The organism is Hydrogenophaga sp. FW305-3-2-15-A-LB1 (assembly GCF_058787875.1).
Map to the genome: position 1 here is coordinate 17627 of NZ_JBYTAE010000075.1, position 15079 is coordinate 32705.

At 68.1% G+C, this 15079-nt stretch carries 17 protein-coding genes; 10 read left to right on the top strand and 7 right to left on the bottom strand.

Annotated elements, in window-relative coordinates; genetic code table 11:
- Nucleotides 1–12 precede the first annotated feature (12 nt).
- Nucleotides 13–990 (bottom strand): Hsp33 family molecular chaperone HslO, encoded by a 978-nt coding sequence (gene hslO / locus AC3WPZ_RS21135; RefSeq protein WP_382159303.1) that lies wholly within the window; start codon nucleotides 988–990, stop codon nucleotides 13–15.
- A gap of 50 nt (nucleotides 991–1040) precedes the next feature.
- Nucleotides 1041–1565: a gamma carbonic anhydrase family protein gene (locus AC3WPZ_RS21140; RefSeq protein ID WP_382323850.1), complete on the bottom strand. Its 525-nt coding sequence runs from the start codon at nucleotides 1563–1565 to the stop codon at nucleotides 1041–1043.
- Nucleotides 1566–1606: 41 nt separating this feature from the next.
- Between AC3WPZ_RS21140 and AC3WPZ_RS21145 the strand changes: the two genes are divergently transcribed.
- Nucleotides 1607–2452 carry a ferritin-like domain-containing protein gene (locus AC3WPZ_RS21145; RefSeq protein ID WP_492441422.1) on the top strand — a complete coding sequence of 282 codons (846 nt, stop codon included), beginning with the start codon at nucleotides 1607–1609 and terminating at the stop codon, nucleotides 2450–2452.
- A gap of 10 nt (nucleotides 2453–2462) precedes the next feature.
- Here the strand turns inward: AC3WPZ_RS21145 and AC3WPZ_RS21150 are convergent, their stop codons facing one another.
- Nucleotides 2463–3443 carry an NAD(P)H-binding protein gene (locus AC3WPZ_RS21150; RefSeq protein ID WP_492441424.1) on the bottom strand — a complete coding sequence of 327 codons (981 nt, stop codon included), beginning with the start codon at nucleotides 3441–3443 and terminating at the stop codon, nucleotides 2463–2465.
- A 75-nt stretch (nucleotides 3444–3518) separates the two neighbouring features.
- Between AC3WPZ_RS21150 and dbpA the strand changes: the two genes are divergently transcribed.
- The 3 genes from dbpA to AC3WPZ_RS21165 all read left to right on the top strand — a co-directional run bounded on the left by dbpA (nucleotide 3519) and on the right by AC3WPZ_RS21165 (nucleotide 6495).
- On the top strand, nucleotides 3519–4913 hold the full coding sequence (gene dbpA / locus AC3WPZ_RS21155; protein ID WP_444688623.1) for an ATP-dependent RNA helicase DbpA: 1395 nt from the start codon (nucleotides 3519–3521) through the stop codon (nucleotides 4911–4913).
- A gap of 314 nt (nucleotides 4914–5227) precedes the next feature.
- Nucleotides 5228–5932, top strand: coding sequence for an SOS response-associated peptidase (locus AC3WPZ_RS21160; protein ID WP_492441426.1), 705 nt, complete (start codon nucleotides 5228–5230; stop codon nucleotides 5930–5932).
- A gap of 191 nt (nucleotides 5933–6123) precedes the next feature.
- Nucleotides 6124–6495, top strand: a complete 372-nt coding sequence (locus AC3WPZ_RS21165; protein ID WP_492441428.1) for a hypothetical protein — start codon at nucleotides 6124–6126, stop codon at nucleotides 6493–6495.
- A 29-nt stretch (nucleotides 6496–6524) separates the two neighbouring features.
- Here AC3WPZ_RS21165 and AC3WPZ_RS21170 read toward each other — a convergent pair whose 3' ends face one another.
- Nucleotides 6525–7502 (bottom strand): hypothetical protein, encoded by a 978-nt coding sequence (locus tag AC3WPZ_RS21170; RefSeq protein WP_492441430.1) that lies wholly within the window; start codon nucleotides 7500–7502, stop codon nucleotides 6525–6527.
- Nucleotides 7503–7652: 150 nt separating this feature from the next.
- On the opposite strand from AC3WPZ_RS21170, the gene AC3WPZ_RS21175 reads away from it, so the two are divergent.
- Nucleotides 7653–8741: an alpha/beta fold hydrolase gene (locus AC3WPZ_RS21175; protein ID WP_492441432.1), complete on the top strand. Its 1089-nt coding sequence runs from the start codon at nucleotides 7653–7655 to the stop codon at nucleotides 8739–8741.
- A 24-nt stretch (nucleotides 8742–8765) separates the two neighbouring features.
- On the opposite strand, the gene AC3WPZ_RS21180 is transcribed toward AC3WPZ_RS21175, so the two are convergent.
- Entirely contained in the window at nucleotides 8766–9185 is a 420-nt protein-coding gene (locus tag AC3WPZ_RS21180; RefSeq protein WP_444688618.1) for a VOC family protein, read from the bottom strand.
- A 72-nt stretch (nucleotides 9186–9257) separates the two neighbouring features.
- Here AC3WPZ_RS21180 and AC3WPZ_RS21185 point away from each other — a divergent pair, with 72 nt between their 5' ends.
- From AC3WPZ_RS21185 to AC3WPZ_RS21200, 4 genes are read left to right on the top strand one after another with little or no spacing between them, the layout of a single operon-like run.
- Nucleotides 9258–10187, top strand: coding sequence for an SdiA-regulated domain-containing protein (locus AC3WPZ_RS21185; RefSeq protein ID WP_444688617.1), 930 nt, complete (start codon nucleotides 9258–9260; stop codon nucleotides 10185–10187).
- Nucleotides 10188–10226: 39 nt separating this feature from the next.
- Complete coding sequence (locus tag AC3WPZ_RS21190; RefSeq protein WP_382159322.1) at nucleotides 10227–10940, top strand: YebC/PmpR family DNA-binding transcriptional regulator; 714 nt, start codon at nucleotides 10227–10229, stop codon at nucleotides 10938–10940.
- A gap of 15 nt (nucleotides 10941–10955) precedes the next feature.
- Nucleotides 10956–11216 carry a DUF3297 family protein gene (locus tag AC3WPZ_RS21195; RefSeq protein ID WP_492441435.1) on the top strand — a complete coding sequence of 87 codons (261 nt, stop codon included), beginning with the start codon at nucleotides 10956–10958 and terminating at the stop codon, nucleotides 11214–11216.
- Between the two features lie 50 nt (nucleotides 11217–11266).
- Entirely contained in the window at nucleotides 11267–11842 is a 576-nt protein-coding gene (locus AC3WPZ_RS21200; protein ID WP_444688616.1) for a DUF1439 domain-containing protein, read from the top strand.
- Between the two features lie 3 nt (nucleotides 11843–11845).
- Here the strand turns inward: AC3WPZ_RS21200 and xerD are convergent, their stop codons facing one another.
- Together xerD and AC3WPZ_RS21210 are read right to left on the bottom strand one after the other, a co-directional pair.
- A complete protein-coding gene (xerD, locus tag AC3WPZ_RS21205; protein ID WP_382159326.1) occupies nucleotides 11846–12763 on the bottom strand; it encodes a site-specific tyrosine recombinase XerD in 918 nt (305 codons plus the stop codon).
- A complete protein-coding gene (locus AC3WPZ_RS21210) occupies nucleotides 12763–13740 on the bottom strand; it encodes a tripartite tricarboxylate transporter substrate binding protein BugE (RefSeq protein WP_444688615.1) in 978 nt (325 codons plus the stop codon). The genes xerD and AC3WPZ_RS21210 overlap by 1 nt, the downstream gene beginning before the upstream one ends.
- A 174-nt stretch (nucleotides 13741–13914) precedes the next feature.
- Between AC3WPZ_RS21210 and AC3WPZ_RS21215 the strand changes: the two genes are divergently transcribed.
- A complete protein-coding gene (locus AC3WPZ_RS21215; protein WP_382323840.1) occupies nucleotides 13915–14829 on the top strand; it encodes an AEC family transporter in 915 nt (304 codons plus the stop codon).
- The last annotated feature ends 250 nt before the right edge of the window (nucleotides 14830–15079 follow it).

Below are 15079 nucleotides of genomic sequence, written 5' to 3' on the forward strand. Positions count from 1 at the left end.
GCTGCGGGGGGGTCAATGTTTCTGGTCGCTGGCCGGCGCTTGCTGGGCCGGTTGCAGGAAGACTTGAGCGGCGTCCACCGGATCGAAGCGGTACTGGGCGCCGCAGAACTCGCAACCCACCTCCACCTGCCCCTGCTCCGCGAGGATGGATTCCACCTCGTCGCGCCCCAGGCTGCGCAGCATGCTGCCCACGCGCTCGCGCGAGCAGGTGCAGGCAAAACGCGGGCCCTGCTCGCCGGTGAGCGGTTCGAAGCGGCGCACGTCCTCTTCCCAGAACAGGCGGCGCAGGATGGTGTCGGCGTCCAGGCTCAGCAGCTCCTCGCGCTTGAGGCTGGACGCCAGGATCGCGATGCGGTTGTAGTCCTCGTTCACGCCGATCTGGTCCTCGTCGCGCGCGCCCGACTGACCCGCGAGGTTGTCCACCCCCTGCAGCGGCAAGCGCTGGATCAGCAGGCCGGCGGCCATCTTGTCGTCGGCCGCGAGCACCAAGCGCGTGTCGAGCTGCTCGCTCTGCAGCATGTAGTGCTCGATCACCTCGCTGAGCTTTTCGAGCTTCTCGCGCCGGTCGCCGAACAGCGGCACCACGCCCTGGTAGGGCTGCTGGCCCGGCAGGCGGTCCTTGGGGTCGAGCGTGATGGCGCAGCGGCCCTGGTTGGTGACGTTGACCATGTGCGACAGCGGCGCATCGGCCGCCACCTCGCCCACCACGGTGGCGGTGGCGCGCAGGCTCAGGTCGGGCTGCACCTCGGCCACGGCCAGCTTCACCGGCCCGTCGCCCATGATCTGCATGATCAGCGCGCCGTTGAACTTGATGTTGGCCTGCATCAGCGTGGCCGCCGCCGTCATCTCGCCCAGCAGCTCGGTGACCGCTGCGGGGTAGCCCCCGGCGTCGCGGTGGCGCTGCAGGATTTCCTGCCATGCGTCGGTCAGGCGCACGAGCATGCCGCGCACCGGCAGGCCTTCAAAGACGAATTTGTGGAGTTCGGACACGCGGGGCTTTCAGGGACAAGTCAAAAAAATCGAAGGGGAACAGGTCGGGGTCAGGCGATCTTTTTCAAGCCCTGGCGGTAGCGCGCGGCGTTCTCGATGTAATGCCCGGCGCTGCGGCGCAGGCCCTCGATCTGCTCCGGCGTGAGCGACTTCACCACCTTCGCCGGGCTGCCGATGATCATGCTGCCATCGGGGAATTCCTTGCCCTCGGTGACCAGCGAACCCGCGCCCACCAGGCAGTTTCTGCCGATCTTCGCGCCGTTGAGCACCGTGGCACCAATGCCGATGAGCGATTCGTCGCCGATGGTGCAGCCGTGCAGCATCACCTGGTGGCCCACGGTCACGTGCTTGCCCACGCTCAGCGGGAAACCCACGTCGGCGTGCATCACGCTGCCGTCCTGGATGTTGCTGCCCTCGCCGAGCGTGATGGTCTCGGTGTCGCCCCGCAGCACCGCCCCGAACCACACGCTGCTGTTCTCGCCCAGCACCACGTTGCCCATCACCTGCGCGCTGTCGGCCACCCAGGCCGAGTCGGCCATGCGGGGTGCGACACCATCGAGTTCGTAAATCGCCATGGGGGAAGTCTCCGTCGTTCCTGAAACCTAGAATTGTAGGGATGCAAGCCCCCGCGCCCCTGTCGCCACCGTCCCCGGTCTCCCTGCGCGCGCAGGCCCTGAACGCCCTGTGCCTCACCGACCCCGGCCTCAAGGTGGCAGCCACCCATGCGCTGTTCGAGGCCTGGCAGGCCGGCCAGACCGTGCTGGACATCACCGAGCACCTCACACCAGCCCTGGGTGCCTCCCTGCCCGGCCGCCCTGAGCAGCCCGTGCTGCTGCCCCCCGTGGACGTGCCCCAGCGCTCGCCCTTCACGCCACCGGGCCTGGCCATGCTGCTGCACGCCGTGACCCACATCGAGTTCAACGCGATCAACCTCGCGCTCGACGCGGTGTGGCGCTTCCCCGGCATGCCACCCGATTTCTACACCGACTGGCTGCGCGTGGCGCACGAGGAGGCCATCCATTTCAGCCTGCTGCAGAGCCACCTGCAAAGCCTGGGTCACCACTACGGTGAATTCGCGGCGCATGGCAGCCTGTGGGAGATGTGCGTGCGGACCCAGGGCGACGTGACCGCCCGCATGGCGCTGGTGCCCCGCACCCTGGAAGCCCGGGGCCTGGACGCCACGCCGCCCATGCAGGCGCGCCTGCGCAAGGTGGGCACACCGGCCGCGCTGCGCGCGGTGGAGATCCTGGACGTGATCCTGCGCGACGAGATCGGCCACGTGGCGGTGGGCAACCGCTGGTACGGCTGGCTGTGCGCGCAACAGGGCATCGAGCCCCTGGGCCACTACCGCCGCCTGGCGCGCGAGCATTCGGCGCCGCGCCTGAAGCCGCCCTTCAACGACGCGGCGCGGCTGGCGGCCGGGTTCAGCCGGCCCGAGCTGGACGCGCTGCTCGGCCCCTGACAGGCGTCAATCAAGAGAGGCGGAAGTCGTCCCGCAGGGCGGTGCGCCGGTGCGTCACCGGCGCAGGCGCGCGGCCCAGCAGCTGCGGCAGCGCATTGGGCACCGGCATGTTGTCGCGCTGCAGCAGGATCCAGTGGCCATAGCTGAACGGGCTGAAGCGGAACACATCGCACAGGTGGGCACCCATGCGGCTCACCCAGTCCGGCAGCAGGACCTGCAGCGCCGGTTTCACCGGTTGCGCGGCATGCTCCACGCCGCGCAACACCTGCAGGTAGTGCCGATAGGCGAACAGGCGTTCACCGCCCAGGTTGGCCTCGCGCTGCTGGGCCAGCGTGGGCAGGCGCGCCAACACGGCATAGGCCTCGCCCAGGTCGGTCGCCTGCAGCGCGGCGATGCGGCCGGTGGCGCCGCGCGGCACGAAATGCACCGGCCAGCTCGCCAGCATGCGCAGCCAGCTGGCGCCAAAGCCGCCCAGGCCGTCGATCAGCGAAGGGCGCACGATGCAGTGGTCCGCGCCGCTGGCCTGGATGGCCTGCTCGCCCTTGAGCTTGCTCGACAGGAAGCGGCTCTTCGCCCCTTCGTGCAGACCCAGCGCGGAGGTGTGGATCAGGCGCACGCCCGAGGCCGCGCACGCGGCGGCCAGCGCCTTGGGCATGAGGTGGTGCACCTCCTCGTAGCGCTCGCCCACCCGCTGGCGCAGGATGCCCACGCAGTTGATGACGACGTCCATGCCTTGCAGGTGCTCGCGCCAGGCGCCGGGCTCCCGCAGCGTGTGCAGTTGCAGGTGCTTCCAGGTGACGCCCCCGGACTCGCCAGCGCCCGTTGCAGGGGCCGCGCGGCGCACCCCCACCACCGCCATGCCCTGGGCGAGCAAGGCCTGCACCACATGGCGGCCGATGAAGCCATTGGCCCCCAACACCAGGACACGCGGTGGCGCGCCCGGCGCCACCGGGGAATCGGCGCTGGTGGTGCGCCCTTGCTCCAGAAACATGCGATTCACTCCCTGCCGGCGCCGGTGCGGCCGGTGGTGCGGCGGATTCTACGGGGCGATCCCGGATAATTCGGGATGACTTCCGCACCCTCGACCGCCTTCAGCGCCCTGCCGCTCTCCCCCGCCATGCTCGCCAACCTGGAGCAGCTGGGCTACACGGCCATGACGCCCATCCAGGCCGCCGCCCTGCCACCCGCCCTGCTCGGCAAGGACCTCATCGCCCAGGCCAAGACCGGCAGCGGCAAGACCGCCGCCTTCGCCCTCACCCTGCTGGCCAACCTCAACCCGCGCCGCTTCGCGGTGCAGACCCTGGTGCTGTGCCCCACGCGCGAGCTGGCCGACCAGGTGACCACCGAAATCCGCCGCCTCGCGCGCGCCGAAGACAACATCAAGGTCGTCACCCTCTGCGGCGGCGTGCCGCTGCGCGGGCAGCTCGCCACGCTGGAGCACGGCGCGCACATCGTGGTCGGCACGCCCGGCCGCATCATGGACCACCTGGAGCGCGGCAGCCTGCAGCTCGACGCGCTCAACACCCTGGTGCTGGACGAAGCCGACCGCATGCTCGACATGGGCTTCTTCGACGACATCGTGACCGTCGCCAAACAATGCCCCAAGGCGCGCCAGACCCTGCTGTTTTCCGCCACCTACCCCGAAGGCATCGCCAAGCTCAGCGCGCAGTTCATGCGCGAGCCGCTCACCGTGAAGGTGGAAGCCCAGCATGCGGGCGCGCAGATCGAGCAGCGCTGGTACGAAGTGACCGAGAACGAGCGGCTCGACGCGGTGGGCAAACTGCTATTCCACTTCCGCCCGGCCAGCACGCTCGCCTTCTGCAACACCAAGGCGCAGTGCCGCGACCTCGTGGCCGTGCTGCAGGCCCAGGGCATCAGCGCGCTGGCGCTGTTCGGCGAACTGGAGCAGCGCGAGCGCGACCAGGTGCTGGTGCGCTTCGCCAACCGCAGTTGCTCCGTGCTGGTGGCCACCGACGTGGCCGCGCGCGGGCTGGACATTGCCAGCCTGGCCGCCGTGATCAACGTGGACGTGACACCCGACCCCGAGGTGCACATTCACCGCATCGGCCGCACCGGCCGCGCGGGCGAAAGCGGCCTGGCCCTAAACCTCGCCAGCCTCGACGAGATGGGCAGCGTCGGCAAGATCGAACACCTGCAAGGCCGCGAATCTTCATGGCACCCGCTGAGCGAGCTTCAGCCCGCCAGCAAGGACCCGCTGGTGCCGCCCATGGTCACGCTGCACATCCAGGGCGGGCGCAAGGAGAAGATCCGCCCCGGCGACGTGCTGGGCGCGCTCACCGCCGACCTGGGCTACACCCGCGAGCAGGTGGGCAAGATCAACGTGAACGAGTGGTCCACCTACGTCGCGGTGAACCGCGACATCGCCCAGCAGGCCGCCAGCCGGCTCAACGCCGGGCGCATCAAGGGCAAGGGTGTGAAGGTTCGCGTGCTGGAGGACTGACATGGCGCCAGGCCGAGCGCAGAAAAGTCTGGAGTCAATGCTTTCGTTCTGGCGCGAGCAACGTCGATAGCTGACCGTGCGCTTCCGCTCGCTCTGAGTAGGTCTGCTTTGGGCAGCGGATTCAACCGGTCGATGCAACACATTCGCTGAACATCTCAGCGGGCGGCGAAACCGTCCGCCCGAGCCAGTGGTCAGGCCTCTCTTGCAGGATGTAGCGCCTGTCAGCTGCTTTTGTGGGTCGTGGACCACCAGCGGGGCCTCATCACCCGCGTACACCGAAAAAGCGCCGAAGCGCTTGGCCTACCATCCTCGCCATGAGCTCCCAATACGAATGCCTGCGTCCCGACCACCTGTACCGGGATATTTTTGACGTCGACGCGCCCAGCGACACCGCGGTGGGCCGCCAGGTGTGGCCCCGCTGCCCCGGCGTGTTCATCCGCAACCAACCGGCACCGCCTTCGGTCGAAGGCGCCGAACATCCGTACCCAGGCGTGATCGAGCACGAGCTCGTCGTGGGGCAGTTCGGCCTGGTCCCGCCCTGGGTGAAATCCGCTTCCGACGCCAAACTGCGTTCGACCAAGCTGGTCAACGCACGCTCGGAGACCGCGAGCACGTCCAACAACTTTCGCGGCGCCTGGCTGGGTGCGCAGCGTTGCATCGTGCCCATGATGGCGTTTCAGGAAGACGACTTGCGCAGCGGCAAGGCCGTGCCCACGCGTGTCGCGCGGGTGGACGGCAAACCCATGGGCGTGGCTGGTCTGTGGGAACGCTGGACCGGTGCGGACGGCGAGGTGATCGTCAGTTTCTGCCTGCTCACGGTGAACGCCAACAGCCACGCGCTGATGCACCGTTACGGGCAACCGGGCAGCGAAAAGCGCATGTTGGCGATCTTGAACGAAGGTTCGTATGGCGCCTGGCTGAGCGCGGCCCACCCGGAGAAAGCGCGCGAATTCATGCGGGCGTATCCGGCCGAGGGGCTCACCGCCAACCCCATCGAGAAGAAGCCCTCGGCCGCTTGATCAGCGCAGCGTGTGAAGAGCTTGGCCGGCGACTCATCAAGGGCAAGAGCGTGAAGGTTCGCGTGCTGGAGGACTGAGCGGCGCGATCAGGGCATCAGGCCCCGAGCCACGGATCGGCGATATAGATTCAACGTCTATGGACTGGCGAACCCAGCCGGGCCACACTTTCCGGCATGCGAAAGAAGGCCTCCTTGCCCGAAGACCACACAACCGCGCGGACCGACATCAACGCAACCGTTCGCCCCATGCGCGATCTGCTTCGCCAGTTGCCCCGCCTTCACACGGACGGTCAAGGCAACGTCGACTACGCCAACTCGGACCAGGCAATCGTCGCCGCGACCGGGCAGAACGCGTCATGCATTGCCAGCGCGCTGCACATGGGCATCGGCGCCATCGGCCATCTGCTGGCCACGTCGGCGCCGCAGATCGAGGACGGCTCGGTGGACTCGGACGCCATTGAGGCACTGGGCTGGCTGATCGCCGAACTCGGTGATCTGGGCGCGGAGCTGGCGCTGATGGCGATTCAGTGCCGCCGCCGCACGGGCCGCACGTCTAGAACGTGACCCTCAACGACGGCGCGCCGCGCTTGGCCTCACTGTGGTAAACGGCCTCGAGCATCTGCGCGCGCCGGCACCGCACCACTCAACGGTGCCAGCGCGGCCTGGATGCGCGCCATCTGCGCCGCGTTGACGTGCTCACCCAGCAGCTTCTGGAAGCGCGGCTCCAGCGCGCCCGAGACGATGTATTGCCAGCGGTAGGCCTTGAGCAGCGTGGCCTTCACCGCCTCGGCGCGATCGCCGTCGCCAGCGATGCCGGTGACGGCCAGGAAGTAGGCCGCATCGGCAGCGGCCTGCATCTGCAGGATGCCATCGACGCCGCCGACCAGCGCGATCAGGTCGTCCACCGCCGCGTCGCGCTCGGCCTCGCTCAGCCGCGCGTCTTCGCGCGCCCACTCCAGCTCGTCGATGATGGCGTGCTGGGATTCTTCCCGCCAGTGGAACAGGAACACGTCCTTGAACAGCGGCGAGAGGTCCGTGGCGCTTTCGATGCTGGCGCGGTAGTGCGCCTGGGAGAACAGCTCGATGTGGCAGGTCAGCGCCAGCACGGCCCAGGTGCATTTGCCCAGCACGAAGCTGGCCACGTCGTTGGGCGACACGTCGAAGCGGTAGCCCGCCGGCATGCGCTCGGCCACGAGCTGCTCGATGCGGCGGAACAGTTCCTGGTGCTTCAGTTCCTCGTCGGTGAAGCGCACGATGGCTTCCAGCGCGGTCTGGTCGCCCAGCCAGTGGTCGCGGCTCTGTTCCAGCATCTTCGCGCCGATGAAGCGCTCGACCAGGCCGAACATGTGGGCGTAGGTGCGGCCCTGCACCTGGCTCAGGAAGCGGTGCTCGGACGGGCTCAGGAAAGGCAGCTCGTCGGCCAGCGACAGCCCGTCGGGCAGAAAGGTGTGGGCCAGGTCGAAGCGGCGGCCGCGGATCACGTCGCGGTCGATGTCCCAGCGCACGCGTTTGGAGACTTCGATGGTCTTGGCGTAGCGCGGGGTGTCCAGGGTGGTGGCATGGGTTTGCATGGTGGGTCCTTTCGATGGGGCATCCGTCCTGTCGACGTGACCGCAAGGATTCCCGGGCGCACGCGCGGGCGCATGAGGCGCTTGTCCCGTTTCTGCCGGCGCGGGGGCCGAAGCCTGGGACAGACGGCCCAGGCGGCGAGAGAATGGCGCATGCCCGCTGCCCAGCGCCTGCCCCCGAACCTGCGCCAGAGCCTGCGCTTCTGCACCGCGGCCGACGGCACGCGCATCGCCATCGCCTCGCTCGGCAGCGGGCCGCCCCTGCTGCGCGCCGCGCACTGGCTGAGCCACGTCGAGCACGACCTGCACAGCCCCGTGTGGCGGCCCTGGCTGGCCGAACTCGGGCGCGACCACCACTACATCCGCTACGACCAGCGCGGCTGCGGCCTGTCCGACAGCGTGGTGGCCGACTTCTCGCTCGACGCCTGGGTGGGCGACCTCGAAGCCGTGGTGGACAGCCTGGGCCTGCGCCGCTTTCCGCTGATCGGCATGTCGCAAGGCGGCGCGGTGGCCGTGGCCTACGCGGTGCGCCACCCCGACAAGGTCTCGCACCTGGTGCTGCACGGTGCCTACGCGCGCGGCGCGCTGCAGCGCGCCACCAGCGACGCCGAGCGGCTGGAGGCCGAAACCCTGGTCAACCTGATCCGCCTGGGCTGGGGGCGCGACAACGCGGCCTTCCGCCAGGTGTTCACCAACCAGTTCATCCCCGGCGGCACACCAGCGCAGCACCAGTGGTGGAACGAGCTCGAGCGCCTGACCGCCAGCCCCGAGAACGCCGCGCGCACGCTCGACGCCTTCCACCGCGTCGACGTGACCGAGCTGGCGCGCCAGCTGCAGGTGCCCACCCTGGTGCTGCACGCGCGGGGCGACGCGCGCGTGCCCTTCACCGAAGGGCTGCGGCTGGCGGCGCTGATCCCGGGCGCGCGCTTCGTGCCGCTGGAGAGCGACAACCACGTGCTGCTGGACACCGAGCCGGCGTGGGCCGGCTTCCTGCTCGAACTGCGCGGCTTCCTCGGCACCGCGCCGGCCGGCACCGATGAAGGCGTTGAAGACGCGGCGCTCACACCGGCCGAGCGCGAGGTGCTGCGCCTCGTGGCCCTGGGCCTGGACAACGCGGCCATCGCCTTGCGCCTGAGCAAGCGCGAGAAGACGGTGCGCAACCAGGTGTCGAGCATCTTCGACAAGCTGGGCGTGCGCACCCGCGCCGAGGCCATCGTGCACGTGCGCGATCGGGCGCCCTGAGCGAGCCCTGAAGGCGCCGGATGGCTAGAACGTGACCTTCACCGAAGGCGCGCTGCGCTTGGCTTCGCCGTGGTACACGGCCTCGATGTTGTTGCCGTCCGGGTCGATGACGAAAGCCGCGTAGTAGCCCGGGTGGTACTTGCGCTCGCCCGGTGCGCCGTGGTCCTTGCCCCCGGCGGCCAGCGCGGCCTGGTGGAACGCATCGACCATGGCCCGGTCCTGCGCCTGGAAGGCCAGGTGGTGCCGGCCGGTGAGCTGGCCGTCCGCGGCCTCGCTGTCGGCGGTGGAGACGAACAGCTCGTCGGCCCAGAAGTAGTTGTCTCCCTTGCCGCTCATCGGCACCTTCAGCGCCTTGAAAACGGCTTCGTAAAAGGCCTGGCTGGCGGGCAGGTCCTTGACGACGAGCTGGATGTGGTCGATCAGGCGGCCTCGGTGCAGTTCCATGGTGCGCTCCTGTGCTTGAAAGGGTGAAACGAAGAGGACATGCTACCGGGGCCGCCCACTAAACTCTGTGCGATGGCTCGCGTAAAAATCTGCAAACCCTGTCTCTGGACCGCACTGGCCGGCATCGGTTTCCTGTGCATCTGGTATTTCAAGGTGCTGGCCCTGGGCTACTACTGGCTCAGCACCTCCATCAACGCGGCGCAATGGGAAGGTTCCTCCCTCTGGCTGCCGGGCTACCAGGTGGCGGTGGAAGGCGCTCCCATCGAAGGCCTGTCGCGCAACGCCTCGGGGCTCACCTTCAACTCGGAGACCGGCACCCTGTTCACGGTGATCAACCGCCCGCCGCAGATCGCCGAGCTCACGACCGACGGGCGGCTGCTGCGCATCATCGAACTCGAGGGCGCGAAAGACCCCGAGGGCATCACCTACGTCCAGGGCGACACCTACGTGATCTCCGACGAGGACAGCCACAGCATGTACTGGGTGCAGATCGGGCCGCAGACCTCGCGCGTCTCGGTCACCGGCAAGTCCAGCCTGGGCATCCGCATCGACAGCGTGCACAACAGCAGCTTCGAGGGAGTGTCCTGGGACAGCGTGCAGGACCGCCTGTTCGTGGTGAAGGAAAAGCTGCCCCTGCGCGTGCTGGTCATCCGCGGGCTGGACGTGTTCAATGCCTCCACCGGTTTCAACATCGACATCAGCGAATGGAAGTCGTCCAGCGCGGCCTCGCTGTTCATGAGCGACCTGTCGTCCCTCACCCTGCACGAACCCACCGGCCACCTGCTGCTGCTCAGCGACGAATCGGCCCTGGTGGTGGAGTACGCGCCCGACGGTCAGCCCATCAGCATGCTGCCGCTCTGGCGGGGGTTTAATGGGCTCCAGCGCAAGGTGCCCCAGCCCGAGGGCTTGGCCGTCGGCCCCGACAACGCGATCTACGTGCTGTCCGAACCCAACCTGTTCTACCGCTTCGAACGCACCCCAACCCCATCGGCCAGCCGCTAAGCTCGCCCATTACCGCCACCATCACCAAAGGAACACGCCATGGGCGCACAGTGGAAAGCCAAACACAAGGACCTCGCGGCGAACGCCAAGGGGCGGCTCTTCGGCAAGCTGGTCAAGGACATCGTGATCGCTGCCCGACACGGCGCCGACCCGGCCTCCAACGCGCGGTTGCGGCTGGTGATGGATCAGGCGCGCAAGGTGTCCATGCCCAAGGACACGCTGGACCGCGCGATCAAGAAAGGCGCCGGCCTCACGGGCGAGGCCGTGCACTACGAACACGTGGTCTACGAAGGCTTCGCACCGCACCGCGTGCCGGTGATGGTGGAATGCCTCACCGACAACGTGAACCGCGCGGCCTCGGAAATGCGGGTGCTGTTCCGCAAGGGCCAACTGGGCAGCTCGGGCACGGTGGCCTGGGACTTCGACCACGTGGGCATGATCGAAGCCGAAGCCACCCGCAAGGACGCCGACCCCGAAGTGGCCGCCATCGAGGCCGGCGCGCAGGACTTCCACCCAGGCCACGACGAAGGCGTGACGGTGTTCCTGACCGACCCGACCGACCTGGACCTGGTGAGCCGCGCCCTGCCGGCGCAGGGCTTCACGGTGCTGTCGTCCAAGCTGGGCTACAAGCCGAAGAACCCGATCGACCCGGCCAGCCTGAGCGCCGAGCACCTGGAAGAGGTGGAGGCCTTCCTCGCCGCACTGGACGCGAACGAGGACGTGCAGAACGTCTTTGCCGGCCTGGGCGGTTGACCGACAATCTCCCCCATGAACGACGCAACCGCTTCCACCCCCAACCGCCCTCCCCTGCCCGACCACCTGTCCATCGACCCGCGCAGCCCGCACCACGTGGCCGCCGTGTTCGAACACGACATCGGCATCCACTTCAACGGCAAGGAACGCTTCGACGTGACCGAGTACTGCATCAGCGCCGGCTGGGTGAAGGTGCCTTCGGGCAAGACCCTGGACCGCAAGGGCAACCCGCTGCTGATCCAGCTCAAGGGCACGGTGGAAGCCTTCTACAAATAGAGACGACTTGCCCTGAACCTGCGGCGCCCCTCGGGCTCGAACCGGTACCCATGCGACGCAGAACCCTTCTTCTCTCCCTTCCCCTGGCGCTCGGCGGCCCGGCCCTGGGCCTGGCGGCCGACACCGAAGACCGGCCCGAGCAGCCAGCGGGCTACCCGGTCTCGCTCGAGCAGATGCAACAGGCGGTGGCACAGCGCTTCCCCCGCCGCTACCCGGTGCAAGGCCTGCTCAACCTGGACCTGCAGACCCCGCGCCTGCGGCTGCTGCCCGAGCAGAACCGCCTGCGCGCCGAGATGGCCGTGGAGGCCGCCGGCCCGGCGCTCAACCGGGCACACCAAGGCCGTTTCGACGTGGAGTTCGGCCTGCGCTACGAAGCCAGCGACCGCACCCTGCGCGCCCACCAGCTGCGGCTGGCCCGGCTCGACTTCCCCACCCTGCAGCCCAAGGTGGTGGAGATGCTCAACACCTACGCGCCCGTGCTGGCGGACCAGTCGCTGCGCGAGGTGGTGCTGCACGAGCTGACCGCGAAAGACCTGGCGGCCGTGGACGCCATGGGCATGCAGCCCGGCCCCATCACCGTCACCCGCAATGGGCTGGTGGTCGGCCTGGTGCTCAAGCCGCTTTGAACTTCAACCGCGTGGGTGGTGCTGCGCCACGATGCTCTTGAGGCGCTCGCGGGCCACATGGGTGTAGATCGTGGTGGTGGAGATGTCGGCGTGACCGAGCAGCATCTGCACCGCGCGCAGGTCGGCGCCGTGGTTGAGCAAATGGGTGGCAAAGGCGTGGCGCAGCGTGTGGGGCGACAGCGGCGAGGTGATGCCGGCCTGCAGCGCGTACTTCTTCACCAGGTGCCAGAACATCGCGCGTGTCATGGCCTCGCCCGCGCGCGAGCCGCGCGAGGTCACGAACAGGTCTTCGCTCTGCTGGCCGTGGAGGATCTCGCCGCGCGCCTGGCCCAGGTAGCGCTGCAACCATTGCCCCGCCAGCTGGCCGAAGGGCACCAGGCGCTCCTTGTTGCCCTTGCCGGTGATGCGCAGCACGTGCTCGTTCATGCCCACGTGCCAGGTCTTGAGCGTGACCAGCTCGCTCACGCGCAGGCCGCTGGCGTAGATGAGTTCGAGCATGCAGCGGTCACGCAGACCCAGGGGCGTGCCCACGTCGGGCGCGTTCAGCAGCGCCTCCACCTGGGCCTCGGACATGGTCTTGGGCACGCGCAGCGGCTGGCGCGCGGGCACCAGGCGCAGCGTGGGATCGGCCTGGATGGCACGCTCGCGCAGCGCCCAGCGGAAATAGCGCTTGAACACCGTGAGCCGCCGGTTGGCGGTGGTGGCGCGGGTTTCGGCGTGGCGGTCGCTGAAGTAAGCGTTGAGGTCGGCCTCGCTGGTCTCGGGCAGGGTCTTGCCGCGCCCGGCCAGCCACTGGCCGAGCAGCACGAGGTCGCGCCGGTAGGCGTCGAGCGTGTTGCGCGAGAGGCCTTCCTCCAGCCAGAGACTGTCGATGAAGGCCCCGGCGATGCCTTCGCTGGCCGATGCCAGGGCCTGGTCCATCACTCCAGCTTGAGCTTCTGCTTGGCGACCACTTCCTTGTAGACCTCGAACTCGGCCTTGATCTGCGCGGTGAACTCGGCCGGCGTGTTGCCCACGACCAGCGAGCCGGTGTCCTCGATGCGCTTCTTCACGGCCGGGTCGGTCAGGGCCTGCTTGGTCGCGTTGTAGACCTTGTCCACCACCTCCTGCGGCAGGCCCTTCGGCCCGATCAGGCCGTAGTAGGCCATGCGGTTCACCGGCTCCAGGCCCACTTCCTTGAAGGTCGGCACATCGGGCAGCACGGCCAGGCGCTGCGGCGCGGCCACCACGATGGCCACCAGGCGACCCGACTTGATGAAGGGCAGTGCCGAGGGCAGGTTGTCGAAGATGATGGGCACGGTGCCGCCCACGGTGTCGTTGAGCGCCGGGCCCGCGCCGCGGTACGGAATGTGCGTGATGAAGGTGTTGGTCAGGCTCTTGAACAGCTCGGTCTGCAGGTGGCCGATGCCGCCGGTGCCCGAGCTGGAGTAGCTGTACTTGCCGGGGTTCTTCTTGAGTTCGGCGACGAAGGACTTGTAGTCCTTGGCCGGGAAGCTGGGGTGCACCGCGATCACGTTGGGCGTGGCGGCGATGTTGATGATGGGCGTGAAGTCCGTGAGCGTGTTGTACGGGATCTTGTCGTTGATCGCCGGGTTGGCGGCGGTGGTGGACACCGTGGCCATGCCCAGGATGTAGCCGTCGGCGGGCGTGCGGGCCAGCTCGGTGGCACCGACCACCCCACCGCCACCGGCCTTGTTCTCGACCACCATGCTCTGGCCCAGGGCCTTGCCCAGGGACTCGGACATGACGCGCGCGATGATGTCCGTCGTGCCGCCCGGTGCGAAGGGCACTTGCAACTTGATGATCTTGTTGGGGTAGGCCTGTGCCCAGGCGCTGCCTGCCACGGCCACCGAGGCGGTGGCCAGACCGATCGCAACCATCTGACGACGAGAAACCATGACGTGTACTCCTTGACGTTGAAACATCGAAAAATTCCAGGGTGGTGCCCATGCTAACCGCCCGGTCCACCCTGACCAGCCCCGCACTTTAGACGGGGTGGCCCGAAGTGAACATGGGGAGACTACATACGTATTAACCCGGAAACGGCACCGGCCTGCGGCTATGCTCTGGCGGTGAATTTCGCCCAGCTTCTCTTCCCCGATTTCTCGCTGATTCTTTGCGGGTACCTCGTCTGCCGCTTCACCGCGCTCAACCGCAAGGTGTGGGAGCAGGTCGAGAGCCTGGTGTATTACTTCCTGTTCCCGGTCCTGCTGTTCCACTCGATCGTGAAGAGCCCGCTGGACCTGGGCGCGGCCTCCAGCCTGATGGGCGCGGGCGTGACGATGGGTCTGCTGGGCATCGCGCTGAGTTATTCGCTGCCGCACTGGCCCTGGCTGGGACCGAAGCTGGACGTGCGCCTGCACGCCGCGAGCGCGCAGGTGGGTTTCCGTTTCAATTCCTTCATTGCCCTGGCCCTGGCCGACAAGGTGGCCGGCCCGCAAGGGCTGCTGATGATCGCGGTGCTGATCGGTGTGTGTGTGCCGCTGTTCAACGTGGGCGCGGTCTGGCCGATGGCGCGCCACGCGAACAAGGGTTTTGGGCGCGAGCTGCTGCGCAATCCGCTGATCATCGGCACGGTCTCTGGCCTGGTCGCGAACCTATTGGGCTTCTCGATTCCGTTCTGGCTGGAGCCGACGGTGAACCGCATCGGCCAGGCGTCGCTGGCCTTGGGCCTGCTGGCGGCGGGCGCCGGCATGCAGTTCGGCATGCTGGCCTCGGCCAAGCTGTTGGGTGGGCTGGTGTTGGCCTGCAAGCACCTGGGCATGCCCTTGCTGGCTTTTGGTCTGGCGAAGCTGTTCCGCCTGGACCCGACGCAGACGACCGTGTTGCTGATGTTCTCCGCGGTGCCGACCGCGTCGAGCTGTTATGTGCTGGCGGCGCGCATGGGCTACAACGGGCCTTATGTGGCGGGGTTGGTCACGTTGTCCACTTTGTTGGGCATCGTGAGTCTTCCCTTTGCTTTGGGGGTGTTGGGGGGGATGCCTTAGTTTTCTCACCTCCTTGGTCTGCGGGGCCCCAGGGGCGGGCGATCGGCTCCGCGAATGTCCCCCGGCGGCTGGTGCCGCCTCCTCCTTTACTTCGCTGCGCCAACCACCCACCCCTGGGGCCCTGCCACCATGCAGGCATACAACCGTTTGATGCGCCAGCATCGCTTCGGATCGACCACCCGGGCGTTCTGCGCAGCGGGGTAAAGGAGGAGAACCGGCGAAGCCGGGTCGGGGGACACCCCCGGCGCAG